Below are 25,338 nucleotides of genomic sequence, written 5' to 3' on the forward strand. Positions count from 1 at the left end.
CACGCACATGGCCCCCAAAGTACTCGTATCCGACAAGCTCAGCGAAACCGCGGTTCAGATCTTCCGCGACCGCGGCATCGACGTGGATTTCATGCCCGACGTGGGCAAGGACAAGGAAAAGCTGGCCGAGATCATCGGCAACTATGACGGCCTGGCCATCCGCTCGGCCACCAAGGTCACTGAGAAGATCCTGGAAAAGGCCGACAAGCTGAAGGTGATCGGCCGCGCCGGCATCGGCACCGACAATATCGACAAGGACGCGGCCTCGAAAAAAGGCGTGATCGTGATGAACACGCCCTTCGGCAACATGATCACCACCGCCGAGCACGCCATAGCGATGATGTTCGCCGTGGCGCGTCAGATCCCCGAGGCCAATGCCAGCACCCATGCGGGCAAGTGGGAAAAGTCCAAATTCATGGGGGTCGAACTGACCAACAAGACGCTGGGCGTGATCGGTGCCGGCAATATCGGCGGCATCGTCTGCGACCGGGCGCAGGGCCTCAAGATGAAGGTCGTCGCCTATGATCCCTATCTGGGCCAGGAGAAGGCCGACAAGATGGGCGTGGAAAAGGTCGAGCTGGACGAGCTGCTGGCACGGGCCGATTTCATCACCCTGCACGTGCCGCTGACCGACCAGACCCGCAACATCCTCAGCCGCGAGAATCTGGCCAAGACCAAGAAGGGCGTGCGCATCATCAACTGCGCCCGCGGCGGTCTGGTCGACGAAGAGGCGCTGGCCGAACTGATCAAATCCGGCCATGTCGCTGGGGCCGCCTTCGACGTGTTCAGCGAGGAACCGGCCAAGGAGAACCCGCTGTTCGGCCTGCCCAACGTGGTCTGCACCCCGCATCTGGGCGCCGCGACCACAGAAGCGCAGGAAAACGTGGCGCTGCAGGTGGCCGAGCAGATCTCGAACTATCTGCTGACCGGGGCGGTCGAGAATGCACTGAACATGCCCAGCGTCACCGCCGAAGAGGCCAAGGTCATGGGACCGTGGATCAAGCTGGCCGGCCATCTGGGCAGCTTCATCGGCCAGATGACCGACGAGCCGATCAAGGCGATCAACATCCTGTATGACGGCGTTGCGGCGCAGATGAACCTGGCCGCGCTGAACTGCGCGGTGGTGGCGGGGATCATGAAACGCTCGAACCCTGAGGTGAATATGGTCTCGGCTCCGGTCGTGGCCAAAGAGCGCGGCGTCAAGATCTCGACCACCAACCAGGACAAGTCGGGCGCCTTCGAGGGCTATATCAAGGTGACCGTGGTGACCGACAAGCGCGAACGCTCGATCGGGGGCACCGTGTTCAGCGACGGCAAGCCGCGCTTCATCCAGATCAAGGGCATCAACATCGATGCCGAAGTCGGTGCGCACATGCTGTACACCACCAACGAGGACGTGCCGGGCATCATCGGCACCCTGGGCAAGACCATGGGCGAGCATGGCGTGAACATCGCCAACTTTACCCTGGGCCGCGCCCAGGCGGGGGGCGAGGCGATCGCGCTGCTGTATGTTGACGAGCCGGTTCCGGCAGAAGCCCGCGCCAAGCTGGCCGAAACCGGGCTGTTCACCCAGATCAAGCCGCTGGAGTTCGACGTGGTTTGATCCGGCAAGACCCGGATGAAAGCGATTGACGCCTGCACCCGCCCGGTGCAGGCGTTGTCGTTGCAAAAGCCCGCAAATCCAACCCCGCCCGGAACGGAGACATGGACATGACCGCGCCCATCTACGCCATCGGAGATCTGCACGGCCAGACGGCTGAGTTCGACCGCGCCCTGTCGCTGATCGAGCAGGATGGCGGGCGCGATGCGCGGATCGTGTTTCTGGGCGACTACGTCGATCGCGGCCCCGACAGCAAGGGCCTGCTGGACCGGCTGATTGCCGGGCGCGACGCCGGGCGGAACTGGGTCACGCTGCTGGGCAACCATGACCGGATGTTCGCGTGGTTCCTGCAGGATGAGCCGCGCCATGATCCGCATCTTCTGGTCGGCTACCACTGGCTGCACGAGCGGCTGGGCGGCACCGAAACCCTGCGCAGCTATGGCGTCGAGTTCGAAGACCGCACCCGGCTGCAGGATGTGCATCGCGCGGCCGTTGCGGCAGTGCCGGTCGCGCACAGGGCTTTTCTGCGCGACCTGGTGCGGATGCATCAGACCCCCGAGATTGCCTTTGTCCACGCCGGCATCCGGCCGGGCGTGCCGCTGGGCGCGCAGGCCGAGGACGATCTGGTCTGGATCCGTCAGAGTTTTCACGCCTGCGAAACCCCGCATCCCAAGCTGATCGTGCATGGCCACACGGTGGTGGACCGCCCCACCCATTACGGGAACCGCATCAACCTGGACAGCGGCGCGGGCTATGGCCGCCAAACCGGGGTTGCCGTGTTCGAGGGGCGCGACTGCTGGCTGCTGACCGAAGCCGGACGCGTGCCGCTGCGCCCCTGATCAGCCGCCCGCGAACATGTTCTTGTAGGCCTCGCGGAGGGCGTTTTTCTGCACCTTGCCCATCGTATTGCGCGGCAGTTCGTCCATCAGGATCAGCCTGCGGGGATTTTTGAAACGGGCAAGGCTTTGGCTCACCGCCTCCATGATCGCATCCAGATCCGGCGCCGCGCCGGCCTCGGGCACCAGGATGCCCAGCACGGTCTCCCCGAAATCCGGGTGCGGTACGCCGATCACCGCGCTTTCCAGCACGCCGGGCTGGTCATCCAGAACCAGCTCGACTTCCTTGGGATAGATGTTGTAGCCGCCCGAGATGATCAGGTCTTTGCCGCGCCCAACGATATGCACATAGCCGTCCGCGTCGATGCGGCCCAGATCACCGGTGATGAAGAACCCGTCCTCGCGCAGTTCGGCGGCGGTTTTCTCGGGCATCTGCCAATAACCCTTGAACACGTTCGGGCCGCGCACCTCGATCATGCCGATCTCGCCCTGCGGCAGCGGATCGCCCGTTTCGGGGTCGGTGATCTTCAACTCGACCCCCGGCAGCGAAAAGCCCACGGTTCCGGCCCGACGTTCGCCGTCATAGGGGTTCGAGGTGTTCATGTTGGTCTCGGTCATGCCATAGCGTTCAAGGATGCGGTGACTGGTGCGTCGCTCGAACCGCGTGTGGGTTTCGGCCAGCAGCGGCGCCGAGCCGGAAATGAACAGCCGCATGTGCCGGGTCAGATCTCCGGTGAACCGGTCGTCGTCCAGAAGCCGGGTGTAGAAGGTCGGCACCCCCATCATCGAGGTGGCCTTGGGCATCAGGCGCAGGATGTCGTCCAGATCGAAGCCCGGTAGAAAGATCATCGATCCACCGGCCGACAGCATGACATTGGTGGCCACGAACAGGCCGTGGGTGTGAAAGATCGGCAGCGCGTGCAGCAACACGTCGTCCGCGGTGAAGCGCCACTCCTGCACCAGCGTTTCGGCATTCGACAGCAGGTTCGCCTGCGTCAGCATTGCACCCTTGGACCGCCCGGTGGTGCCCGATGTGTAAAGGAAAGCTGCGAGGTCATCCTCGGTCCTATGCGCGGGTTCGAAGGCTGGCAACATCCCAAGTGCGCGCCGCATCAGGCTGCCGGAACCGTCCGCGTTCAGGGTTTCGAGCATTGCATTCTGCGCTTGGGCAATCGGCTCGATATCGGCTTGTGAATTGGCATCCGCGACAACCATCCGAGCACCGCTGTTTTCGATGAAATACCGCAGCTCGTCTGTCGTGTAGGCGGTGTTCAGCGGCAGAAATATCAGCCCGGCCTGAACGCAGGCTGCATAAAGCGCCAGCGCCTCGGGCGATTCCGCGACCTGCACCGCAACGCGGTCATCCGGTTCCAGTCCGCAGGCCGTCAAAGCGTTGGCGATCCGGGCCGCCATGTCCAGGAAATCGGCATGTGAGAGAACGCGTCCGTCCGGCAGATGCAGGAACGGCGTTGTCTTACCCGCGTGAATGCCGAAAAGTCGATCGTATAGCGGGTTGCTCATCCCGTTCTCCGTGTTGCCGTTGCTCGGTCAAGGCGAACCTGTACCGGAATCGGGCCGCGGTAAAGGCCCGGACAGCCTCAGAACCGGGTGGTCATCCGGTAACCGGCCGCGAAATACATCTTGGCGAAGGTAACCGGGCTGCCTTGCAACCAGGTGATACGTTCCGCGGTAAAGACCGGCTCGCCAACCGTTACGTCCAGAAACCCGGCCAGTTCGGCATCGGCGCGGCTTGCCAGAAAAGACAGCTCGACATTGGTGAAGGGGACCGTCTGAATCAGCCATTCATTTGGTCCCAGCGTCGAGAAATCAGCCTGTTCGACAGCCGGGACGCTGGCTGTAACGATCCAGCGATCTTCGAACTGAAACGGGGTGTTGTTCGAAAAATGCATGCACCGCACATGCATCACCCGCCGATCCGAACCCAGTGCCAGCCGCGCGGCCAGCCAGTCGGGCGCCTGTTCGGCTTGGGCCGAGACAAGTGCATAGCGGTAGGTGCCGCCCAGAGCCTCGACCTCTTCCCGGACCAGCGGGATGGTGAACCGGGCCTGTCTCTGCGGCGCGCTCAGCACCCGGGTACCGGCCTTGCGGCGGCGTTCCAGAAATCCTTCCTCGGCCAATTCGCGCAGCGCCCGATTGACCGTGGTACGCGTGCACGAAAATTCGACCGCAAGGTCCTGCTCGTTGGGCAGCAACATGTCCGGCAGCCACTGGCCCGAGCGGATGCGGTCAAGCACAGTCTGCTTGATTTCCTTGTAGCCGGTCGTGTCAGCGGTCTGGGTCATCTTGATCTCAACTCAGTTCTTTGTCGGGTCAGACGTCGGTCAAAAGGTCTGCAATCGCGGCTTTGTAGTCTCTGATTATCGTCTCGCGCACAATATGCCTGCCATCCCGCACCATATGACGGCCCGCCGACCACAGATCCGTTACCAGACCATCGGGTGCGGCAAAGCACAAGCCGTCCAGAAGTTGATGATCCGCCAGCGCGCAAAGCGTCGGGTGCGACCGGTCAACTGCCACCAGGTCGGCCAGTTTGCCGACCGCGATCTCTCCGGCGTTGCGGCCCAGAGCCTGCGCCCCGCCTTGTGCCGCGCCGGTGTACAACGCATGTCCCACGGAACCGTTGGCTGCCGCCAGAACCGCGCGGGATCGGTCGCGAAGGCGCTGGGAATATTCCAGACTGCGCAACTCCTCTGGCAGAGAAATCCGCACGTTGGAGTCTGATCCGACACCGAACCGTCCTCCAGCGTCAAGGTAGGGCACTCCGTTGAAGATCCCGTCGCCCAGGTTGGCTTCTGTGATCGGACACAGGCCGGCCACGGCCTCCGAACGCGCCAGAGCGCGTGTTTCGGCGTCGTTCATCTGGGTGGCATGGATCAGACACCAGCGTGAGTCGATCTGGGCATTGTCCAGAAGCCAGGCGACCGGGCGTTGGCCCAAAGCGGATTGCACGTCCTCGACCTCTTTCACCTGTTCGGCGATATGGATGTGAACCGGACCCTCCGGAACCTGCGCCAGCAGCAGGACCAAGTCCGTGGGTGAGGTGGCGCGCAACGAGTGCGGCGCGATGCCGACCACCGTGTCCGCGGCAAGATCTGCGGCAGCCGACCGGCACTCGTGATACAGGTCCGTGAACCGGTCCACGTCATTGCCGAACCGCAGCTGGCCGCCAAAAAGGGGCTCTTGGCGGACGCCGCCGTAGGAATAGAGAACCGGCAAATGGGTCAGACCGATTCCCGTACGCAAAGCTGCTGCGAAGATACGCTGGCTCAGCTCGGAAAGCTGGTCGTAGGGCGCGCCGCCGGGCTGGTGATGCACATAGTGGAATTCCCCGACTGCGGCATATCCGGCCTCCTGCATCTCAAGGAACACCAGCGCGGCGATGGCCTCCATCTGCTCGGGCGTCAACCTGTCCAGAAAGCGGTACATCAGATTTCGCCAGGACCAGAAGCTTTCCCGCCCGGCTGCGCGAAACTCGGTCATACCGGCCATGGCGCGCTGAAACGCGTGGCTGTGCAGGTTCGACAAGGCTGGCAGCAGGACATCAACGCAGGTGTCGGCCGACTGCGGACGCGCGCCGGTCTCCAATCCCGTGATGACGCCATTCGCAGTTTCGACCCGCAGGTCTGAAACCCAGTTAGAGCCTAACAAGGCGGTTTTGGCGTGGATCTGCATCGGCGTCTCTTTTTGTGTAGACTTTAATTTTTTACACGTATACGAAAAATTGAAACCCGAGGGGAGTCCAAAAGAATCGCGATGACCAGAAATTCGGTGATTTGTTGTCGGCGGATCGCAACCATGGCGGATGGGGTTGCGTCCTATGGCTTGGTTGAAGACGCAGCGATTGCTGTTTCATCGGGCCGGATCCAATGGGTCGGGCCGCACCGAGATCTGCCGCCGGATCACGCCGACTGGCCGATCGTCGATTTCGCAGATCGGTTGATCACTCCGGGCCTGATCGATCCGCACACGCATGCGATTTTCGGGGGCAACCGGGCGGTTGAGTTCGAAATGCGGTTGAACGGGGCAACCTACGGGGAGATCGCGCGCGCCGGCGGGGGAATTCTGTCGACGGTCACCGCCACACGCGCCGCCAGTATTCAGGACCTGATCCAAGAGGCACTGCCTCGCATAGATGCGTTGTTGGCCGAGGGTGTGACCTGCATTGAAATCAAGTCCGGTTACGGACTGGATCAGGACACCGAGCTGCGCATGTTGCGCGCGGCCCGGGAAATTGCAAAGCAGCGCCCGGTGCGGGTTCGGACCAGCTTTCTGGGCGCTCATGCAGTGCCGCCCGAATTTACAGGGCGCGCGGACGCCTATATCGACACGGTCTGCATCCCAACCCTGAGCGCGGCCCATGCCGAGGGGCTGGTCGACGCAGTCGACGGGTTCTGTGAGGGCATCGCCTTCGATACGGCTCAGATCGCGCGGGTGTTCGACGCCGCGCGTGAACTGGGGCTGCCGGTCAAGCTGCATGCCGAGCAATTGTCAAACCTGGGAGGGGCCCGGCTGGCGGCCTCCTACGGCGCCCTGTCAGCCGATCATGTCGAATATGTGGACGCCGCCGGCGTGGCGGCCATGGCCGAGGTTGGAACGACCGCGGTTCTGCTGCCCGGCGCATTCTACACGCTGCGGGAAACGCAGGTCCCGCCGGTCGATCTGTTCCGCAAGGCCGGGGTGCCGATGGCCCTGGCCACCGATTGCAACCCGGGGTCCTCGCCGCTGACATCGCTGCTGCTGACGATGAACATGGGCTGCACCCTGTTTGGCATGACCCCGGCCGAGGCGCTGGCCGGGGTCACCCGTAATGCCGCCCGCGCGCTTGGGTTGACCGATGCCGGCACGATCGCGCCGGGGCAGCGGGCTGATCTGGCCGTGTGGGACGTCTCTCACCCGGCCGAGCTGGCCTATCGGATCGGGTTCAACCCGCTGCACGCACGCATTTTCGGAGGGGAGGCATGAGCGCTCTGACCTTGGTTCCGGGGCAGGTCTCGCTGGCCCAACTGGCGGATGTCTACTGGAACGAAACGCCGGTGGTTCTGGATCATTGCTGTCGCCCGGCTGTTGAGGCCGCCGCCGCCCGCATCGCCGAGGCCGCCGCCGGTGACCAGCCCGTCTATGGCGTGAATACCGGTTTCGGCAAGCTGGCCAGCCTCAAGATCGCGGCCAAGGACACCTCGGCGCTGCAGCGCAACCTGATCCTCAGCCATTGCTGCGGGGTCGGTCCGGCGGTCCCGCGGCGGCTGGCGCGCCTGATGATGGCGCTCAAGCTGTTGTCCTTCGGGCGCGGCGCATCGGGCGTGCGATGGGCGTTGGTGGACCTGCTGCAGCAGATGCTCGCCCGTGGCGTGACCCCGGTGATCCCGGCGCAGGGCTCGGTCGGGGCCTCGGGCGATCTGGCGCCGCTGGCCCACATGACGGCGGTGGTCATCGGCGAAGGCAAAGCCGAGTTGGACGGTACGGTCATGCCGGGCGCCGAGGCCTTAAAAAAGCCCGGGTTAGAGCCTGTTCAACTGGGGCCGAAAGAGGGGCTGGCCTTCATCAACGGCACCCAGTTTTCGACGGCCTACGCCTTGGCGGGCCTGTTCGAAGGCTGGCGCGCGGCGCAGAACGCGCTGGTCGTTTCGGCCGTATCGACCGATGCCATCATGGGCTCCACCGCGCCGCTGCAGCCCGAGATCCATGCCCTGCGCGGTCATCGCGGCCAGATCGAGGCCGCCAGCGCCATGCGCGCCGTGCTGCAGGGGTCGGAAATCCGCGAAAGCCATCGCGAGGGCGACAGCCGCGTGCAGGACCCGTATTGCATCCGCTGCCAGCCGCAGGTCACCGGTGCAGCGATGGACGTGATCCGGCAGGCTGCCGCGACTTTGCAGACTGAGGCCAACGCGGCCACTGACAACCCGCTGGTGCTGTCCGATCCCGACATGATCGTCTCGGGCGGCAATTTTCACGCTGAACCGGTGGGATTTGCCGCCGACATGATCGCGCTGGCCCTGTCCGAGATCGGCGCCATCGCGCAACGCCGGATCGCACTGATGGTGGATCCGACGCTCAGCTTCGATCTGCCGCCATTCCTGACCCCCGATCCGGGCTTGAATTCCGGATTCATGATCGCCGAGGTCACGACCGCCGCGCTGATGAGCGAGAACAAGCATCTGGCCAATCCGTGCGTCACCGACAGCACGCCCACCTCGGCCAACCAGGAAGATCACGTCTCGATGGCCGCCCACGGGGCGCGGCGTTTGACGCGCATGGTGGAAAACCTGAACCACATTCTGGGGATCGAACTGCTCTGTGCCGCCCAGGGCGTCGAGTTTCGCGCACCGCTGGTCACCAGCGCGCCCTTGCAGCGGGTGATTGCGCGGCTGCGCGCCGATATCCCGCCTTTGGCGGAGGACCGGTACCTGGCCCCCGACTTGGAGCAGGCCAAGGATCTTGTGGCCAGCGGCGCAATCCTGGGGGCGCTCGGCGTACCGCTGCCGGAGGTGACGGCATGACCGTGGTCGAGGTGCAGCGGGGGCAGGGCCCGATCGTGCTGGGCCAACCGCATGGGGGAACCGTCGTGCCCGAGGAGACCCATGCGCGCCTGAACCAGATCGGCCGGGCGTTGGCCGACACGGATTGGCACATAAACAGGCTCTATGAGGGGCTTTTTGGCGATGCGACGGTGGTCCAGTCCTGCGTGCACCGCTATGTGATCGACGCCAATCGTGACCCCGCAGGTCAGTCGCTCTATCCGGGACAGAACACGACGACTCTGGTGCCGCTGACCGATTTCGACGGGCACCCCATATGGCTGGAAGGGCAGGAGCCGTCGAAGGATGAAATCAAGGAGAGGCGCGAGAAGTTCCACGCCCCCTATCACGCCGCGTTGCAGGAAGAATTGGAGCGGGTGCGGGCCAGGCATGGCGTGGCGATCCTGTTCGACTGCCACTCGATCCGGTCGCGGATCCCCTTCCTGTTCGACGGAGAGTTGCCGGTCTTCAACACGGGCACCAATGACGGAACCACCTGCGCACCCGAGGTCGCGCAGGCGGTGGACGCCGTGGCCCGGGCGTCGGGCTGTACCGCAGTGCAGAACGGCCGGTTCAAGGGCGGCTGGACCACCCGGCACTATGGCCGCCCGGACAAGGGCATACATGCAATCCAGATGGAGATCGCCCAACGCGCTTACATGGACGAGACCCCGCCCTGGACATGGCGCGCGGACCGGGCCGAACGCCTGCGCCCGCACCTGCAAGAGATGCTTGACCGCCTGCGTGCTTTGGCCCTGTCGGGCGCGCTGGCCGAAAAAGGAGCCCCGAAATGAGTGACCCGCGCAAGAACACCCGTGACGTCTTTCCGCCGACCGGGCCGGACCTGAATGCCAAAAGCTGGCTGACCGAGGCCCCGTTGCGGATGCTGATGAACAACCTGCACCCCGATGTGGCCGAAAACCCGCACGAATTGGTGGTCTATGGCGGCATCGGCCGTGCGGCGCGGACCTGGAAAGACTTCGACACTATTGTTGCGAGTTTGAAGGATCTCGAGGCCGACGAGACCCTGATCGTGCAGTCCGGCAAGCCGGTGGCGATCATCCGCACGCACAAGGACGCGCCGCGGGTGCTGATCGCCAATTCCAACCTCGTGCCGCATTGGGCGACCTGGGACCATTTCAACGAATTGGATCGGAAGGGCCTGATGATGTACGGCCAGATGACGGCCGGGTCGTGGATCTATATCGGCACGCAGGGCATCGTTCAGGGCACCTATGAAACCTTCGCCGAGGCCGGGCGCCAACACTATGGCGGCGACCTGACCGGCCGATGGATCTTGACCGGGGGGCTGGGCGGCATGGGCGGAGCACAGCCTCTGGCGGCAGTCTTCGCCGGGGCCTGCTGTCTGGCGGTGGAATGCAACCCCGACAGCATCGATTTTCGCCTGCGCACCAAATACCTGGATGAAAAGGCCGAAACGCTGGACGAGGCGTTGGCCATGATCGACCGCTGGACCAAGGCGGGCGAGGCGAAGTCCGTGGGTCTGCTGGGCAATGCGGCCGAGATCTTTCCCGAGATCTACCGCCGCATGGCCGCCGGCGGGATGCGCCCCGACATCGTGACGGACCAGACCAGCGCCCATGACCCGATCAATGGGTATCTGCCGCTGGGCTGGACCCTCGCCCAGTGGCGCGAAAAGCGGGAAACAGACCCTAAAGCGGTGGAAAAGGCCGCGCGCGCCTCGATGAAGCAGCATGTCGCGGCGATGGTCGATTTCTGGAACGCGGGCGTGCCGACGCTGGACTATGGCAACAACATCCGTCAGGTCGCGCAGGACGAGGGGCTTGAGAACGCCTTTGCCTTTCCCGGCTTCGTCCCGGCCTATATCCGCCCGCTGTTCTGCCGTGGCATCGGCCCGTTCCGCTGGTGCGCGCTGTCGGGCGACCCCGAAGATATCTACAAGACCGATGCCAAGATGAAGGAGCTGTTCCCCGAGAACGAGCATCTGCACCGCTGGCTGGACATGGCCCGTGACCGGATCGCGTTTCAGGGTCTGCCCGCGCGGATCTGCTGGATCGGGCTGGGCGACCGGCACCGCGCCGGGCTGGCCTTCAACGAGATGGTCGCGAACGGAGAACTGAGCGCACCGGTCGTCATCGGACGGGATCATCTGGACAGCGGTTCGGTCGCCAGCCCCAACCGCGAGACCGAGGCGATGCTGGACGGGTCCGACGCCGTGTCGGACTGGCCGCTGCTGAACGCGCTGATCAACACCGCCAGTGGCGCGACCTGGGTGTCGCTGCATCACGGCGGCGGAGTCGGCATGGGCTTCAGCCAGCACGCGGGCGTGGTGATCTGCGCTGACGGCACCGAGGACGCCGCGCGGCGGCTGGAGCGGGTGTTGTGGAACGACCCGGCCTCGGGCGTGTGGCGCCATGCGGATGCGGGGTATGACATCGCAAAGGACTGCGCCCGCGAACACGGCCTGTGCCTGCCGGGCATTCTGGGGTAGCGGCGCGGAATTGGCCTCTGGCGGAAATGCTGCGCCTGCGATATGCGCAGGGCAGGCTGCCGGAGGATCAAGATGTACGTTGCCACCCTGTTGACCAACCCCAAGACGCCTTCGCTGGACGGGGCGCTGATCGACGCGTTGCGCAATGCCTGGGGCGGGGGCGACATACAGTGGCTGAGCCCCGACGAGGCGGCCGAATTTGCCCTGGCGGCGGTTCCGGCCAACCGCTGGGATGACTGGGCCGAACTGCAGAAACTGGGCGTCGATCTGGTGGTGCAGCCCGCCAAGGGCCGCCGCAAGAAGATGCTGCTGGCCGACATGGACAGCACGATGATCCAGCAGGAATGCATCGACGAACTGGCGGACGAGGCCGGGGTGGGCGAGCGGGTCAAGGACATCACCGCCCGCGCCATGAATGGCGAACTGGATTTCGAAGGCGCGCTGACCGAGCGGGTGGGCCTTCTGAAGGGGCTGGACGTGTCGGTGATCGACCGGGTGCTGAACCAGCGGATCACCCTGATGCCGGGCGGCCGCGAACTGGTTGCGACGATGCGGGCCAATGGTGGCTATGCCGCGCTGGTCTCGGGCGGGTTCACCGCGTTCACGGCCCGCGTGGCCGAGCTGCTGGGCTTTAACGAGAACCGCGCCAACACGCTGCTGGCGGCCGACGGCAAACTGACCGGTGACGTGCAGCGCCCGATCCTGGGCCGTCAGGCCAAGGTTGAGGCCCTGGAACAGATCTCGGCCCGGCTGGGTATTTCCGAGGCCGAAGTGATCGCCGTGGGCGACGGGGCGAATGATCTGGGCATGTTGGAGCGTGCCGGGACGGGCGTGGCCCTGCACGCCAAACCCTCGGTCGCCGCGCAATGCGATGTTCGCGTCAACCATGGCGACCTGACCGCGCTGCTGTACCTGCAGGGATATGCCCGATCGGATTTTGCGCAGGGCTGATTCGAAGGTTTCGGGTTTCCATTGTTTAACATTCATGTTAATCAATGGTTATGAACACGCTGCTCGAAGCCTTTTCGGCCCTGTCCGACCCGACCCGATTCACGATCGTTGAACAACTGATGGATCACGGCGAACTGCCTGCCGGAGACCTAGCCCAGGGCAAGGGCATGTCCGGCGCGGCCATTTCCCGGCACCTGAAGGTGCTGCGGCAGGCCGGGCTGGTGAACCAGCGCGTGAACGGCACCCAGCGCATCTATTCGATCCGCCCCGAGGGGCTGCGGGCGATTGCCGAATGGACCATCTCGAAACGCCAGTTCTGGGAGGCCAGCCTGAACCGCCTGGGCGACATTCTGCAGGAGGACTCCTCATGGCCGACCTGAAGCTGGTGCGTGACTTTCCGGTCAGCGCCGAAACCCTGTTCGCCTGGATCAGCGACGGAACCAGATTGTTGCAGTGGTGGGGGCCCGAAGGGGTCGAGGTGCCGGAGCACGATCTGGATTTCTCGCGCCTAGGTCCGTGGTATTCGGTCATGGTCAATCGCGAGGGGCAGCGTTTCAAGGTGTCCGGGCATGTGACCCATGTGGACCCACCGAACTCGGTCGGGTTCACCTGGGGCTGGCATGACGACCAGGACCAGCGCGGCGCCGAGAGCCATGTGAAGCTGGCGGTCGAGCCGACCGACACCGGAGCGCGCCTGATCCTGGATCACCGCGATCTGGGCGATGACGACGTCTCGGCCAATCATGAAAGCGGCTGGACTTCGTCGCTGCGCAAGCTGGAAGCCCGGCTTGCCAACCCCGTCTGACCAAAAGGGAGACCAGAAAATGCCTCAGTACTTGTTTGTCTATCACGGCGGCACCACGCCGACCGACCCGGCCGAGATCGAAGCCACCATGGCCGCCTGGGGCGCGTGGTTCCAGAACATGGGGCCGGCGCTGGAAATCCCCGGCAACCCGGTGGGCCAGTCCCATACCGTCAGCGCCGATGGCGTGGCCGGCAATGGCGGGCCGAACCCGGCCTCGGGCTTTACCGTGGTCAAGGCCGACAGCATCGAAGCCGCCACCGAGATGGCCAAGGGCTGCCCCATGGTCGTCAACGGCTCGGGCTCGGTCGAGGTGGCCGAGATCCACGAGATCGAGATGTGACCCTCAGCCGGGGAAATCCGGCGCGGGGCGGATCACGCCGCATTCCAGCCCACGGCGGCTGTATTGCGTGGCGTTCATGAATTTGCGCGTGGCCGGGTGATCGGCCTCGAGCACGCCGAGGCTGACGAGAATGGCGGCGATGGCACACTCGCTGGCGCGGGTGGTGCCATCGGTGATCTTCAGCGCCACACCCATCTTCTTTTCCGGGATGATCGCAACGAACACGGCCTCGGCCCCGGTCTTGATCGCGGCACGGCCGTTCATCGCCCGCATCAGTTCGGTGCAGGCGCGGGTTTCGCCGGCCACCAGCTCGGGGTGGGCGACCATCGCCCGGGTCAATTGCAGGGCCGCGTCGCTGGCCCGGTCCGACCGGTCGCCGGCCGAGGCAAACCACGCCATCGACCGCGCCAACCCCACCAGCGAAGTGGCGAAATTGGGCGCCGAGCAGCCGTCGATACCATAGCACGGGCTGTCCTCGCCCGTGGTCTCTTCGAAGGCCGACAGGCAGGCCTGCTGCACGGGATGGTCGATCTCGATATATTCCGGGCCTGCGCCCATGTGCTGGGCCAGGGTCAGGAACCCGCAATGCTTGCCCGAGCAGTTATTGTGGATCTGGCAGGGCGTGTCATCGGCCAGGATCAGGCCGTCGCGCGCGGCCATGTCGGCCGGCTCCTGCGGGCCGCAGCGCAGATCGGGCTCGGACAGGCCCAGATGATCCAGCCAGGCGGTCACGCGCTCGGTATGGATCGCCGCGCCGTTGTGCGAGGCGCAGGCCAGCGCCAGATGCTCGGAGCCAAGTCCGTATTTGGCCGCCGCGCCCGAAGTGATCAGCGGCAGCGCCTGGATCATCTTGGCCGACGACCGCGGATAGATCACCGCGTTCGGATCGCCCCAGCTGCGCACGATCTGACCGCTGTCGTCGCAGATCACCGCATGGCCCAGATGAAGGCTCTCCAACAGCGGTCCGCGCCACAGTTCGGTCATCGGTACTGGCTGCGTCATGTCGTCCCTCCGGAATGTGCGCAAAATTCTGCCAATCGCCCTTTCGCCTGTGGCGAAACCTGCGTTAGTGTGTGTATGTCGGCAATCATCCGGATGCGCAACTGCAACAGACGGACCGTCAGGGTTCGCGGCCTTCCGGGATGAAGTTGAGGTGTGGGTCGAGCCAGGAGGCTGAACGAATGAAAACAATGCTCGCCCGCGTATGCGCGGGCCTTTGTGTGGCAGGGATGGCCACGACAGCGATCGCCCAGCAGGCGACCAGTACGAACCGTGTGTCCGCCCAGACTGATTGGAGCGTGTTCGTCGAAGACGATCCGACCGAGTGCTGGAGCGTATCCGCCCCCAAGGAGACCGTGAATACCCGCGGTGGCCGTGTGGTATCGGTGCGTCGCAGCGACATTTTGCTGTTCGTGTTTTATCGCCCCAACGCCGAGGTCAAAGGTCAGGTGACATTCACCGGAGGCTACCCATTCGCCCCCGGGTCCACGGTGAATCTGGAAATCGACGGGTCCGAGTTTGAACTGTTCACCGAGGGCGAGTGGGCGTGGCCCGCCAGCGCCGCGGATGATGCCAAGATCGTCACGGCGATGAAGCGCGGGACCGAGGCCGTGTTGACCGCGCGGTCCGAACGCGGCACCCAGACCAAGGACACGTTCTCGTTGCTGGGCTTTACCGCAGCCATCGAAGACGCCGAGAAGCGCTGCACCAAGTAACTGCCCAACCCGTCCAGATCTCAAGCCCCGCCAAAATGGCGGGGTTTTGCGTTTTTGTGCCATCCGATTACGCAACGTCGGCACCAAAACTTGATCCGCATCAAGGCTGACGGATTCGATTTCTGAACCAATCGGTTCAGACAACAAAGAAGGAGTCCAGACATGTCGACCAAACCCCTTATTGCGGTTCTGATTGTTGCAGCGGCAACTCTGAGCGCGTGCGAGAAATCCACCGAAACCTATCCGGTCACGGGCGAGCAATGCGGCCCGAATGATCCGGTCAAGACACTGGATGCCGAGGACTGCTACATCCCGCCAGCCGGGGTGTGATCGCCCGCTGCACCTAAAACGTGCCCAAGCCTGACCACTGTGCTAAGCTCTGTCTGAAACCATGGGTAGACAGGCGAGGAGACGGACATGCGTTGGGTTTGGGCAGCAATTCTTCTTCCGGTATCGGCATTTGCAGACCCGGCGCTGGAATGTACCGATGCCGGATCTCAGGTCGAGATCGGGACATGCGTCGGTCGGGCCGAGACCAATGTCGAGGCCGCTTTGGTCGCGGCGTTTGGGTTCGCAGTCGATGCGGCGAAGGAACTGGACGAAGTGACGGGTCGGGCTGTTGCTTTGCCGGCGCTTGAAACTTCTCAAGAGGCCTGGAAGACCTACCGCGATGCGCAGTGCGAAGCAGTTGGCGCGTCTTTTGGTGGTGGATCCGGAACGGGCATTGCGATCACCTCGTGCCGGGTCGAGTTGGGGCGGGCGAGGGTGACCGAGTTGCTGCGGTTCGTCAACTGACGCCTGGGCTGCACGAATCCTTTTGATCTTTGGCGGCGTTCCTATATAGAGGCGCATCCCAAGCCAGAACGCTCGAGTACCACCATGACCGCCAAAGCGCCGATCACCCAGGATGTCGTGACCATTCCCCGCAAACTGCCCGAGGGAAAGATCAACCTTGTGGGCCTCACCCGCGACCGGCTGCGCGAGGTTCTGATCGAACACGGCACCCCGGAAAAGCAGGCCAAGATGCGGGTGAACCAGATCTGGCAGTGGATCTATCAATGGGGCGTGCGCGATTTTGACCAGATGACCAATCTGGCCAAGGCCTATCGCGCGCAACTGGCCGAGAATTTCGTGATCGAAATCCCCGAGGTGGTTACCCGCCAGGTGTCGGAGGATGGTACCCGCAAGTACCTGGTGCGCATCGCCGGTGGGCACGAGGTCGAGGTCGTCTACATCCCCGAAGAGGATCGCGGCACGCTGTGCATCTCGTCGCAGGTGGGCTGCACGTTGACCTGTTCGTTCTGCCACACCGGAACGCAGAAGCTGGTGCGCAACCTGACTGCGGCCGAGATCATCGGTCAGGTGATGATGGCACGTGACGATCTGGACGAATGGCCCACCCCAGGCGCGCCCAAGAACGAGACGCGCCTGCTGTCCAACATCGTGCTGATGGGCATGGGCGAGCCGCTCTATAATTTCGAAAACGTCCGCGACGCGATGAAGATCGCAATGGACCCCGAGGGCATTTCCCTGTCGCGCCGGCGGATCACCTTGTCGACCTCGGGTGTGGTGCCCGAGATCGCCCGCACGGCGGAAGAGATCGGCTGCCTGCTGGCGATCTCGTTCCACGCCACCACCGACGAGGTGCGCGACGTTCTGGTGCCGATCAACAAGCGTTGGAACATCGAGGAACTGCTGCAGGCGCTGGCCAGCTATCCCAACGCGTCGAATTCCGAGCGGATCACCTTTGAATACGTGATGCTGGACGGCGTGAACGACAGCGACGAGGACGCGCATCGCCTGATCGACCACATCAAGCGCCACGACATTCCGGCCAAGATCAACCTGATCCCGTTCAACGAGTGGCCCGGCGCGCCCTACAAGCGCAGCTCGAACAACCGGATCCGGGCCTTTGCCAACATCATCTATCAGGCCGGGTACGCCTCGCCCATCCGCAAGACGCGGGGCGAGGACATCATGGCCGCCTGCGGTCAGTTGAAATCGGCCACCGAGCGCGCCCGCAAGTCGCGCCGCCAGATCGAGGCCGAGGCCGGGCTGAAAGGTTGATCCGATGCCCGCGGGTTCGCGGGCAAATGGTCTGTAATTCTACGGCTGAATTTGGTAGTCTTGAGGCATGAGAGGTGCGCGGTTGCGCGCACGTAAAATCTGCGCACAAGACGGTGAGTTGGACAGTCCGGTTCTGGTGCGTTTCGTCCAGTCCGCTCAAATTTGTCGGGGAAATCTGCGGAATTCAGGCAAGCCTGGAACAGGGTGGGCCAATACATGAACGCACTGACGAACCTGTCCACGATCTGCATGACCGCCGTATTGGTGGCATCGGGCGCCGCCATTGCATGGGCGCAATCCAACGAGACTGAGGCGCATCTGGCGATCGAGAATCCGGCGGACCTGAGCAAAGAGGACGCGCGGCAGCACTATCGCGCCCTCAGGAAACAGATGGATCGCGGCTATGCCACCGCGCATCTGGATCAACTGATGAACTATCAGAACTGGCCGTTGTTCAACGACGCGCCGTACCTGTCGGCCACGCATGGGCAGCGCTACGTCAACAGCTATGCCAACCGGATGGCCCACAATTACGGCACCTTGCAACCGGGGGAAAAGCTGCCCGTGGGCTCGGTTCTGGCCAAGGACAGCATGACCGTCACGGATGAGGGCCGGGTGCATCCCGGCGCCCTGTTCGTGATGGAGAAACTGCCCGAAGGCACCAGCCCCGACACCGCCGACTGGCGCTATGTCATGGTGATGCCCGACGGGTCTCTGTTCGGTGACACGATGGGGGATCGCGCGGGGGCGGTTGCCTATTGCCATGACTGCCACGAAGCGGTGGCTGACCGCGACTATACGTTCTTCGTGCCCGAGGATTACCGCGTCGGCAACTGATCGCGGGCCGCGTCGCCGGGCAGTTTCAGGGCGGCGGCCTCGCGCCGGCTGAGCTGCTCTCCCTGCTTGCGTTTTGACAGAACCTCGCGCGCCAGGGCGTATTTGTCATCCTGCCAGAAGATCAGGCAGCCGTTGCACCCCTTGCCACAGCAGCCCTCGGTCCCCACGCGGTTGGTCTTGAACCGGCGCTCGGTGCCGTGCTGACCGATCTTCTCCACCAGCTCGTCCCGGCGGCGCGCATAGGCGGCGGGATTGTCGCGCCCCGAGGTTTCCAAGCCCTGCACCAGCTTGTCAAAGCGGATGCGGCTCCAATGTTCGTCGGTCAAGGCGCGTTCCTTGCGCAGGACCGAATATACCGGGAAACGGGCGCGCAGGTCGTCGCGGTCTTCGTGATCGAACAGGGAAAACGGCAGGCGGATCACGGTTTTCGTGCTGCCATGCACCACGTCCAGCCTGGCGCCGTCACTGGCGCGCTCGAATTCGTAGACGCGCAGCAGGACCGTCTCGCGCGAGATGGGCGAGACGAAATCCAGCACGTCGCCGGGTTCAAGCTTGTTCTTCACTTCGACCAGGAAGGCATCCTCGGTCACGTCGGTCACCAGCCCGGCATATTCCCATTGGGCGATGGTCGCGGTGTGTTCGTAATCATGGGCGTAATTGGTCAGCCGCCCTTCGTGAAAGGCCAGCGTGTAGCCGCGGTTTCCCACGGTCTCCAACTCGCGCATGTAAGGCTTCGGGTCCCAGTTCTCGGGGTCGGCATAATAATCGTCGATGGCCATGCGATAGGCGCGCGCGACGATGGCGGCATAATATTCCGACTTGCCGCGCCCCTCGACCTTGAGGCTGTCGACGCCGATCTTCAGGTATTCGTCCAGCTTGGGCATGATGCACAGATCGCGCGAATTGAGGATGTACGAGCCGCGATCATCCTCTTCGATCGGCATCAATTCACCCGGGCGGCAGCCTTCTTCCAGCAGGAATTCGAACAGGTTGGCGTTTTCCTCGGTGATCCGCAGGTCTTGATGGGTGCCGTCCTTCAGGCGCAGCTTCAGCGCATAGTTCCAGCGGCAGGAATTGGCGCAGTTGCCCTGGTTGGCGCCGCGTTCCGCCATGAAATTCGACAGCAGGCAGCGGCCCGAATAGGTCATGCACATGGCGCCGTGCACGAAAGCCTCGAGCCGGATGTCGGGGCATTTCTCGCGGATCTCGACCAGTTCGGGGTACGAGACCTCGCGCGCCAGCACCACCAGTTCGGCCCCCTGATCCTGCCAGAACTTCACCGACAGCCACGAACAGATATTGGCCTGGGTCGAGATATGCAGCGGCAGTTCGGGCGCGCGGTCGCGCACATACTGGAATACGCCGGGGTCGGCGATGATCAACCCGTCCGGCCGTACCTTACGCACGGTGTCGATGTATTCGTCCAGCTTGGGGATGTCCTTGTTGTGCGAAAACAGGTTCAGCGTCAGATAGGCGCGGCGGCCATGCGCGTGGCAGAACTCGACCCCTTCAATCACCTCGTCCAGCGAAAACTCGGACTTGGTGCGCAGAGACATGTCGGGCGTGCCCAGATACACCGCATCCGCGCCGTACAGGATGGCCAGTTTCAGCTTGCGCAGATTGCCCGCAGGCATCAGCAGCTCCGACTTGGTCCGTGTCATCGCATCACCCGGTTCCGACTCGATGGCGTCTTCTAAGGCAAAACCACCGAGTCCAGAAGGGCAAACCCGCCTTGCACGCAGGCCCTAGCTGCGGCGGAACCGCGCTGTTCCGATCCGTTCGACCAGTTGGCTGCGCACCGGGTCGGGTTGGGCGTCGATGGCGCGCAGCACCTCGCGCAGTTCGGCTCGCAGGCCGTGCATCTGGTCGATCAGCGACAGCACCATCGACAGGGCGTCGGGCTCCATCTCGTACTGGTCGTCCAGCTCGCAGGCCAGTTGCAGGCGCGCCATGTCCAGCCGCTCGTAGACCAGCCCCTGGTCGGACTGGCGCGGGATCACGATCCGGGCGGACAGGAATCGGGACAACCGCTCGGACGTCAGGTTCTGGACGGCTTCGATCAGTTCGGCTTCGGTCAGAGAACGGGTCATGCCGGCATTCCTTTCCGCGGGTCATAGCTGTGTGACTTGCGCCAGTTCTGCATGAACTGCTTCAGTTCGTCGTCGATCTTGTCGGGCATCACCACGCTCAGCTCGATCAGCTGGTCGCCGCGTTTGTCCGAGCCGCGTTTCCTGACGCCCTTGCCGCGCAGGCGCAGGGTCTTGCCGCTGCTGGTGCCCTCGGGCACGGTCACGTTCACGCGGCCGTCGATCGTGGGCGCGGGGACCTTGCCGCCCAGAACGGCCTCGTCGATGGTGATCGGCAGGGTGATGCGGATGTCGTCGCCCTCGCGCTTGAACACCGGGTGTTCGGCCACGCGGATCGTGACCAGCGCGTCGCCCGGTGGCCCTTCACCATAGCCCGGGGCACCCTTGCCTCGCAGGCGGATGGTCTGGCCGTCGGTGATGCCGGCGGGGATCTTCACCTCGATCCGGTCACCACTGGGCAGGGTCAGCTTTTGCGTGGCGCCAAAGACGGCATCCAGGAAACTGATCTGCAGGCTGTAGTTCACGTTGTGACCGGGCGCATGAAACTCGCGCGCACTCCCCCCGCTGAAGCCACCGTTGCCACGGTTCCCGAAGAACTGGGCGAAGATGTCCGACATGTCGTCGTCCTCGACCCCGCCGCCCGCGCGATAGGGGTTGCCCGCGGTTTCCGCATATTCGCGGTAGTATTGCTGCTGCGGGCGTTCCTGACCCGAGGCGTCGATCTCGCCCCGGTCGAATTTTGCCCGGGTTTCGGGGTCTTTCAAAAGGTCATAGGCTGCGGCGGCGGCCTTGAACTTGGCTTCGGCCTTGGCGTCCCCGGGCTTGAGGTCCGGGTGGCAGTCCTTGGCGATGCTCCGGTAGGCTTTCTTGATTTCGGCGGCACTGGCGTCTTTCGAGACGCCCAACACCGAATATGGATTGTCGCTCATATATCTCTCGTTTCTGATGGGTTTCGCCAGTGGATGTTGTTGGCAGTTAACCTTTCAGATTGTGCCGTGTCATGGAATTTCAACAGGACCGAATACCGAGGAGATTGAATTTTCTCGAAAAATTCCGGCATCCTGATAGTATCCGCATGTTTCGAACTGTTGCGGATGGAGTCAAACGCATGTCACGCAGAATCAAGTCGGCCCTGGCCCTGTTGGCGGGCAATGCCATCGGTCTGTTGCTGGCCAGCCTGTTGCTGACCGGCTTTTCGATCAAGCCGGTGTCCTTCATCGTGGTGGTGATCGTGTTCACCCTGGTTCAGGTCGTGGCCGAGCCATTGATCCTGAAGATCGGGGAAAAGAACGTGCCGGCGCTGAAGGGCGGCATCGCGCTGGTGGTCACCTTCGTGGGCCTGCTGATCACCGATCTGGTCGCCGCGGGGCTGACCGTGGGGGGCATCTCGAACCTGCTTGCGGCGACGCTGCTGGTTTGGCTGGGCGCCCTGATCGCCGGGGTTCTGCTGCCGATCTATGTGTTCACTGAACTGCGCGAGCCCAAGAAATAAGGCTCAGGCCAGCGCATTCAGGCTGTCGTTCAGAGCCTGCCACAGCTCGTCCACCGGTTCGCACCCGACCGACAGGCGCACGAAACCGGGATCGACCTGATCCCCCCAGCGCGCGCGCCGCTCGGCCGAGCTGTGCACGCCACCGAAGGAGGTGGCCGGGCGCAACAGCGGGCAGCCATTGATGTACCGTTCGGCCTGGTCTTCCGAGGCCAGCGTGATCGTCAGCAGAAAGCCGAACCGTGCGGTCTGTTCTCGGGCCAGATCGTGCGATGGGTCCGTCGGCAGGCCGGGATAGCGGATCTGCGTGACCGCCGGATGATCGGCCAGCCGTTCGGCCAGAACCTGCGCCGAGCTGCACATGCGGTCGAACCGGACGTCCAGCGTCTCCAGCCCGCGATGCAGCAACCAGGCTTCGTGCGGGCCTGGGATCGCGCCCGAGACGCGGCGCCATTCCTCGACCCGTTCCATGATCTGGGCATCGCGGCTGGCCACATGGCCCATCAGCAGGTCGGAATGCCCGCCCATCGCCTTGGTGTCCGAGGCGACGACGATGTCGATGCCCAGGTCCAGCGGGCGCTGTCCCAGCGGGGTCAGCGTCGTGTTGTCGGCGATGGTGATGCCACCCGCGGCGCGCACATCGCGGGCCACCTGCGCCAGGTCGATCATGTCGAGCCCGGGGTTGGACGGGCTTTCGACGAAGACAACATCGAACCCGTCGAATCCGCCCTGCGCAAATGCGGTCGTGGGGCGCTCTTCGACCGACACGCCCAGCGGGGCGAGGAACCGGTCGGCCAGCAGGCGGGTGACATAATACCCGTCCGACGGGATCAGGATGCGCGACCCCGCCCGCACGGTGGCGAACAACGCGGCCGAAATCGCGCCCATGCCGGACGGAAAGATCAGGCAGGGTGCGTCTTCGAGATGCGCCAGCACATGCTCGACCTGCGTCCAGGTCGGGTTGTCCACGCGGCCATAGGTAGGGTGCCCGTCCGGCGCGCCGGGCAGGTGGAACATGCTGCTTTGGGTCAGCGGCAGCGCCACTGGTTCGCCTTTGCTCAGGGCATTGCCGCGCAGATGCAGCATCTCACCGGTCTTGGGGGTGCGCTCCATCGCTCAGCGCCCCGGAATGTCGTCGCGCGGCGGGGCGGGTTCCCAGCGCTCGATGATGTCGACCGCCTCCTGCGCGGTATCGACAAAGCGGAACAGGTCCAGATCCTCTTCGGAAATGGTTCCGGCATCGGCCAGCGCTTCCCAATTGATCACCCGCTCCCAGAACTCGCGCCCGAACAGCAGGAACGGCACGCGCTCCATCCGGCCGGTCTGGATCAGGGTGAGGGACTCGAACAACTCATCCATCGTGCCGAACCCGCCGGGGAAGATGGTGATCGCACGGGCGCGCATCAGGAAATGCATCTTGCGTATGGCGAAATAGTGGAAATTGAAGCTCAGTTCAGGGGTGACATAGGCATTTGGCGCCTGCTCGTGCGGCAGCACGATGTTCAGCCCGATCGAGCAGCCACCGGCATCCTTGGCGCCGCGATTTCCGGCCTCCATCACGCCGGGGCCACCGCCGGTGACGATGACGTTCTCGCGGCACCCGCTTTGCTTGGATTTCTCGGTCATCAGCCGGGCGAATTCGCGCGCCTCGTCATAGTATTGCGACAGACCGGCCAGCGTGGCCGTCCGGGCGCTGTCCTTTTTGGCTGGTTCCGGGATACGCGCGCCGCCGAACATCACGATGGTCGACGTGATCTGGCGTTCGGCCATGATCATTTCGGGCTTCAGCAGTTCCAGTTGCAGACGCACGGGCCGCAGTTCCTCGCGGCAGAGGAAATCGTCATCGGCAAAGGCCAGCCGGTACGAGGGCGAGCGTGTCTGCGGCGTGTCGGGGACTTCGCTTGCGGTCGAGCGGTCGGTATGCGCATCGCGGAAAGGGCTGAGGCGGTCTTCTCTCATTGCTGGGGGTTCCCTGCTTGCGTGTTTTTCAAACAGCTATAGGGTTCGCGGGCAGAGTGCCAGTCACGGAAAGACGAGAATGGATTGGAAGACGGAAATTTCGGCCGCAGCCGAACGCATCAATGGCCACGCGCAGGTGACACCGGTCATGACAAGCGACGCGCTGGGACTGGCGCAGCCGGTCGAGATGAAGCTGGAGCATTTCCAGCACACCGGCAGTTTCAAGGCGCGCGGGGCGTTCAACACGTTGCTCAGCCTCGATGTGCCGGCGGCAGGGGTCGTGGCGGCATCGGGTGGGAACCACGGTGCGGCTGCGGCCTATGCCGCGCAGGCGCTGGGCCATCCGGCCAAGATCTTCGTGCCCGAAATGGCCGGACCGTCCAAAATTGCTCTGATCGAACAGATCGGCGCGGATCTGAGCGTGGTGCCGGGTGAATACGCAAACGCCCTGGCGATGGCGCGTGACCACGAAGATCGATCAGGTGCGATGCAGATCCATGCCTATGATGCGTCGGCCACCGTGGCCGGGCAGGGCACCTGTTTTGCCGAATGGGACAGCCAGGGCCTGCAGGCCGATACCGTATTGGTGGCAGTGGGCGGCGGCGGGCTGATTGCGGGGGCGCTGGCCTGGTTTCAGGGCGCGCGCAAGGTCGTTGCGGTCGAGCCGGAAACCTCATGTGCCTTGAACGCGGCGTTGCAGGCCGGAGCGCCCGTGGATGTGTCCGTTTCCGGCATAGCCGCCAACGCGCTGGGTGCGCGGCGGATCGGCGACATCTGTTTCGGGCTGGCGCAGGGGATGACGTCGGTGCTGGTCAGCGATGACGCGATCGCCGAGGCGCAGCAGCGCCTGTGGCAGGCGCATCGCATTCTGGTCGAGCCGGCGGGCGCGACGGCCCTGGCGGCCTTGACCTCGGGCGTCTACACGCCGGAACCGGGCGAGCGGGTCGCGGTTCTGGTCTGCGGGGGCAATATCGCACCTGACCCCTTGACCGCCTGAATTTGCGCCTTGAGGCCCGGGCCTTGGGATTATAGATAAAATCTCATGACCGCCACGATTGCAGATTCCATCTATGACCGGCTCAGCCAGCGCATCATCACGGGCGAGCTGCCTGCGGGTGAGAAACTGCGGCAGGACCACATCGCGCGGGCGTTCGACACCAGCCATGTCCCAGTGCGCGAGGCGCTGTTGCGGCTCCAGGCGCATGGCTTGGCCCACAGCGAACCACGGCGCGGCATGCGCGTCACCGCGTTGGACCCGGCCGAGGTGCGCGAGGTAATCGAGATGCGCGTGGCCTTGGAATCGTTGGCCCTGCAACATGCGATCCAGAATTTGACACCGGCGGATATCAAGGCGGCCGACAAGGCCCGCATCGCCTGCGACGAGGCGCAGGACATGCCCACATGGGAAACCCGGAACCGCGCCTTTCATCGGGCGATCCTGACACCCAGTGCGCGGCCGCGCCTTCTGCATACGATCGACGATCTGCATATCGCCAGCGCCCGCCATCTGTTCGCCCATTGGCGTCACCGCTGGGTCCAGCGGAAGGATACCGACCACGCCGCCATCGTGCAGGCGATGAAGCGCCGCGACAATGCCACGGCTACCGCGATTCTGGTGCGCCATATCCGCCGCGCCAGCTGAG

27 protein-coding genes are annotated in these 25,338 nt (G+C 64.0%); 18 read left to right on the forward strand and 9 right to left on the reverse strand.

Annotated elements, in window-relative coordinates; genetic code table 11:
• The first annotated feature begins 7 nt into the window (after positions 1 to 7).
• Both serA and ACR0JC_RS12170 read left to right on the forward strand, forming a co-directional pair.
• The gene (gene serA / locus ACR0JC_RS12165; RefSeq protein ID WP_170342108.1) at positions 8 to 1,603 is read left to right on the forward strand and encodes a phosphoglycerate dehydrogenase; all 1,596 of its coding nucleotides are present in this window, start codon (positions 8 to 10) and stop codon (positions 1,601 to 1,603) included.
• Between the two features lie 107 nt (positions 1,604 to 1,710).
• Entirely contained in the window at positions 1,711 to 2,439 is a 729-nt protein-coding gene (locus ACR0JC_RS12170) for a metallophosphoesterase (RefSeq protein WP_170342110.1), read from the forward strand.
• Here the strand turns inward: ACR0JC_RS12170 and ACR0JC_RS12175 are convergent, their stop codons facing one another.
• From ACR0JC_RS12175 to ACR0JC_RS12185, 3 genes are all read right to left on the reverse strand, one after another.
• The gene (locus ACR0JC_RS12175; RefSeq protein ID WP_480763953.1) at positions 2,440 to 3,957 is read right to left on the reverse strand and encodes a malonate--CoA ligase; all 1,518 of its coding nucleotides are present in this window, start codon (positions 3,955 to 3,957) and stop codon (positions 2,440 to 2,442) included.
• A gap of 77 nt (positions 3,958 to 4,034) precedes the next feature.
• Positions 4,035 to 4,739, reverse strand: a complete 705-nt coding sequence (locus ACR0JC_RS12180; protein ID WP_170342114.1) for a GntR family transcriptional regulator — start codon at positions 4,737 to 4,739, stop codon at positions 4,035 to 4,037.
• Positions 4,740 to 4,767: 28 nt separating this feature from the next.
• Complete coding sequence (locus tag ACR0JC_RS12185) at positions 4,768 to 6,129, reverse strand: formimidoylglutamate deiminase (RefSeq protein ID WP_170342116.1); 1,362 nt, start codon at positions 6,127 to 6,129, stop codon at positions 4,768 to 4,770.
• An 81-nt stretch (positions 6,130 to 6,210) separates the two neighbouring features.
• Here ACR0JC_RS12185 and hutI point away from each other — a divergent pair, with 81 nt between their 5' ends.
• The 8 genes from hutI to ACR0JC_RS12225 all read left to right on the forward strand — a co-directional run bounded on the left by hutI (position 6,211) and on the right by ACR0JC_RS12225 (position 13,541).
• Entirely contained in the window at positions 6,211 to 7,419 is a 1,209-nt protein-coding gene (hutI, locus tag ACR0JC_RS12190) for an imidazolonepropionase (protein WP_170342119.1), read from the forward strand.
• Positions 7,416 to 8,954: a histidine ammonia-lyase gene (gene hutH / locus ACR0JC_RS12195; protein ID WP_170342122.1), complete on the forward strand. Its 1,539-nt coding sequence runs from the start codon at positions 7,416 to 7,418 to the stop codon at positions 8,952 to 8,954. The genes hutI and hutH overlap by 4 nt, the downstream gene beginning before the upstream one ends.
• A complete protein-coding gene (hutG, locus tag ACR0JC_RS12200; RefSeq protein ID WP_170342124.1) occupies positions 8,951 to 9,766 on the forward strand; it encodes an N-formylglutamate deformylase in 816 nt (271 codons plus the stop codon). Before hutH ends, hutG begins: the two co-directional genes overlap by 4 nt.
• The gene (gene hutU, locus ACR0JC_RS12205) at positions 9,763 to 11,445 is read left to right on the forward strand and encodes a urocanate hydratase (protein WP_170342126.1); all 1,683 of its coding nucleotides are present in this window, start codon (positions 9,763 to 9,765) and stop codon (positions 11,443 to 11,445) included. The genes hutG and hutU overlap by 4 nt, the downstream gene beginning before the upstream one ends.
• A 72-nt stretch (positions 11,446 to 11,517) precedes the next feature.
• Positions 11,518 to 12,396: a phosphoserine phosphatase SerB gene (gene serB / locus ACR0JC_RS12210; RefSeq protein WP_170342128.1), complete on the forward strand. Its 879-nt coding sequence runs from the start codon at positions 11,518 to 11,520 to the stop codon at positions 12,394 to 12,396.
• A gap of 50 nt (positions 12,397 to 12,446) precedes the next feature.
• Entirely contained in the window at positions 12,447 to 12,776 is a 330-nt protein-coding gene (locus tag ACR0JC_RS12215) for an ArsR/SmtB family transcription factor (protein ID WP_170342435.1), read from the forward strand.
• Positions 12,764 to 13,201, forward strand: coding sequence for an SRPBCC family protein (locus ACR0JC_RS12220; RefSeq protein ID WP_170341210.1), 438 nt, complete (start codon positions 12,764 to 12,766; stop codon positions 13,199 to 13,201). Before ACR0JC_RS12215 ends, ACR0JC_RS12220 begins: the two co-directional genes overlap by 13 nt.
• Before the next feature lie 19 nt (positions 13,202 to 13,220).
• On the forward strand, positions 13,221 to 13,541 hold the full coding sequence (locus ACR0JC_RS12225; RefSeq protein ID WP_170342130.1) for a YciI family protein: 321 nt from the start codon (positions 13,221 to 13,223) through the stop codon (positions 13,539 to 13,541).
• Between the two features lie 3 nt (positions 13,542 to 13,544).
• On the opposite strand, the gene ACR0JC_RS12230 is transcribed toward ACR0JC_RS12225, so the two are convergent.
• Positions 13,545 to 14,543, reverse strand: coding sequence for an asparaginase (locus ACR0JC_RS12230; RefSeq protein ID WP_170342132.1), 999 nt, complete (start codon positions 14,541 to 14,543; stop codon positions 13,545 to 13,547).
• Between the two features lie 179 nt (positions 14,544 to 14,722).
• Between ACR0JC_RS12230 and ACR0JC_RS12235 the strand changes: the two genes are divergently transcribed.
• The 5 genes from ACR0JC_RS12235 (at position 14,723) to ACR0JC_RS12255 (ending at position 18,160) form a co-directional block, all read left to right on the forward strand.
• A complete protein-coding gene (locus tag ACR0JC_RS12235; protein ID WP_170342134.1) occupies positions 14,723 to 15,256 on the forward strand; it encodes an invasion associated locus B family protein in 534 nt (177 codons plus the stop codon).
• A 162-nt stretch (positions 15,257 to 15,418) separates the two neighbouring features.
• Entirely contained in the window at positions 15,419 to 15,586 is a 168-nt protein-coding gene (locus tag ACR0JC_RS12240) for a hypothetical protein (RefSeq protein ID WP_170342136.1), read from the forward strand.
• An 87-nt stretch (positions 15,587 to 15,673) separates the two neighbouring features.
• Positions 15,674 to 16,051 carry a lysozyme inhibitor LprI family protein gene (locus tag ACR0JC_RS12245; RefSeq protein WP_170342139.1) on the forward strand — a complete coding sequence of 126 codons (378 nt, stop codon included), beginning with the start codon at positions 15,674 to 15,676 and terminating at the stop codon, positions 16,049 to 16,051.
• 84 nt (positions 16,052 to 16,135) lie between these two features.
• Positions 16,136 to 17,323, forward strand: coding sequence for a dual-specificity RNA methyltransferase RlmN (rlmN, locus tag ACR0JC_RS12250; protein WP_170342141.1), 1,188 nt, complete (start codon positions 16,136 to 16,138; stop codon positions 17,321 to 17,323).
• 216 nt (positions 17,324 to 17,539) lie between these two features.
• Complete coding sequence (locus ACR0JC_RS12255) at positions 17,540 to 18,160, forward strand: cytochrome P460 family protein (protein WP_170342143.1); 621 nt, start codon at positions 17,540 to 17,542, stop codon at positions 18,158 to 18,160.
• On the opposite strand, the gene ACR0JC_RS12260 is transcribed toward ACR0JC_RS12255, so the two are convergent.
• The 3 genes from ACR0JC_RS12260 to ACR0JC_RS12270 all read right to left on the reverse strand — a co-directional run bounded on the left by ACR0JC_RS12260 (position 18,142) and on the right by ACR0JC_RS12270 (position 21,176).
• Positions 18,142 to 19,821, reverse strand: a complete 1,680-nt coding sequence (locus ACR0JC_RS12260; protein WP_170342145.1) for a U32 family peptidase — start codon at positions 19,819 to 19,821, stop codon at positions 18,142 to 18,144. The two genes, ACR0JC_RS12255 and ACR0JC_RS12260, sit on opposite strands and share 19 nt — an antisense overlap.
• 84 nt (positions 19,822 to 19,905) lie before the next feature.
• A complete protein-coding gene (locus ACR0JC_RS12265) occupies positions 19,906 to 20,250 on the reverse strand; it encodes a hypothetical protein (protein ID WP_093964205.1) in 345 nt (114 codons plus the stop codon).
• Positions 20,247 to 21,176, reverse strand: coding sequence for a DnaJ C-terminal domain-containing protein (locus tag ACR0JC_RS12270; RefSeq protein WP_170342147.1), 930 nt, complete (start codon positions 21,174 to 21,176; stop codon positions 20,247 to 20,249). Before ACR0JC_RS12270 ends, ACR0JC_RS12265 begins: the two co-directional genes overlap by 4 nt.
• 179 nt (positions 21,177 to 21,355) lie before the next feature.
• On the opposite strand from ACR0JC_RS12270, the gene ACR0JC_RS12275 reads away from it, so the two are divergent.
• Entirely contained in the window at positions 21,356 to 21,739 is a 384-nt protein-coding gene (locus tag ACR0JC_RS12275; RefSeq protein ID WP_093964407.1) for a hypothetical protein, read from the forward strand.
• A gap of 3 nt (positions 21,740 to 21,742) precedes the next feature.
• On the opposite strand, the gene ACR0JC_RS12280 is transcribed toward ACR0JC_RS12275, so the two are convergent.
• Both ACR0JC_RS12280 and ACR0JC_RS12285 read right to left on the reverse strand, forming a co-directional pair.
• Positions 21,743 to 22,849, reverse strand: coding sequence for a cystathionine gamma-lyase (locus ACR0JC_RS12280; protein WP_170342149.1), 1,107 nt, complete (start codon positions 22,847 to 22,849; stop codon positions 21,743 to 21,745).
• A 3-nt stretch (positions 22,850 to 22,852) separates the two neighbouring features.
• The gene (locus ACR0JC_RS12285; protein ID WP_093964208.1) at positions 22,853 to 23,695 is read right to left on the reverse strand and encodes an LOG family protein; all 843 of its coding nucleotides are present in this window, start codon (positions 23,693 to 23,695) and stop codon (positions 22,853 to 22,855) included.
• A 79-nt stretch (positions 23,696 to 23,774) separates the two neighbouring features.
• Here ACR0JC_RS12285 and ACR0JC_RS12290 point away from each other — a divergent pair, with 79 nt between their 5' ends.
• Positions 23,775 to 24,692: a threonine/serine dehydratase gene (locus tag ACR0JC_RS12290; protein ID WP_480763955.1), complete on the forward strand. Its 918-nt coding sequence runs from the start codon at positions 23,775 to 23,777 to the stop codon at positions 24,690 to 24,692.
• Positions 24,693 to 24,737: 45 nt separating this feature from the next.
• Positions 24,738 to 25,337, forward strand: a complete 600-nt coding sequence (locus ACR0JC_RS12295; protein WP_170342154.1) for a GntR family transcriptional regulator — start codon at positions 24,738 to 24,740, stop codon at positions 25,335 to 25,337.
• Position 25,338 lies beyond the last annotated feature (1 nt).

It is taken from the genome of Ruegeria sp. CH5, from assembly GCF_056537025.1.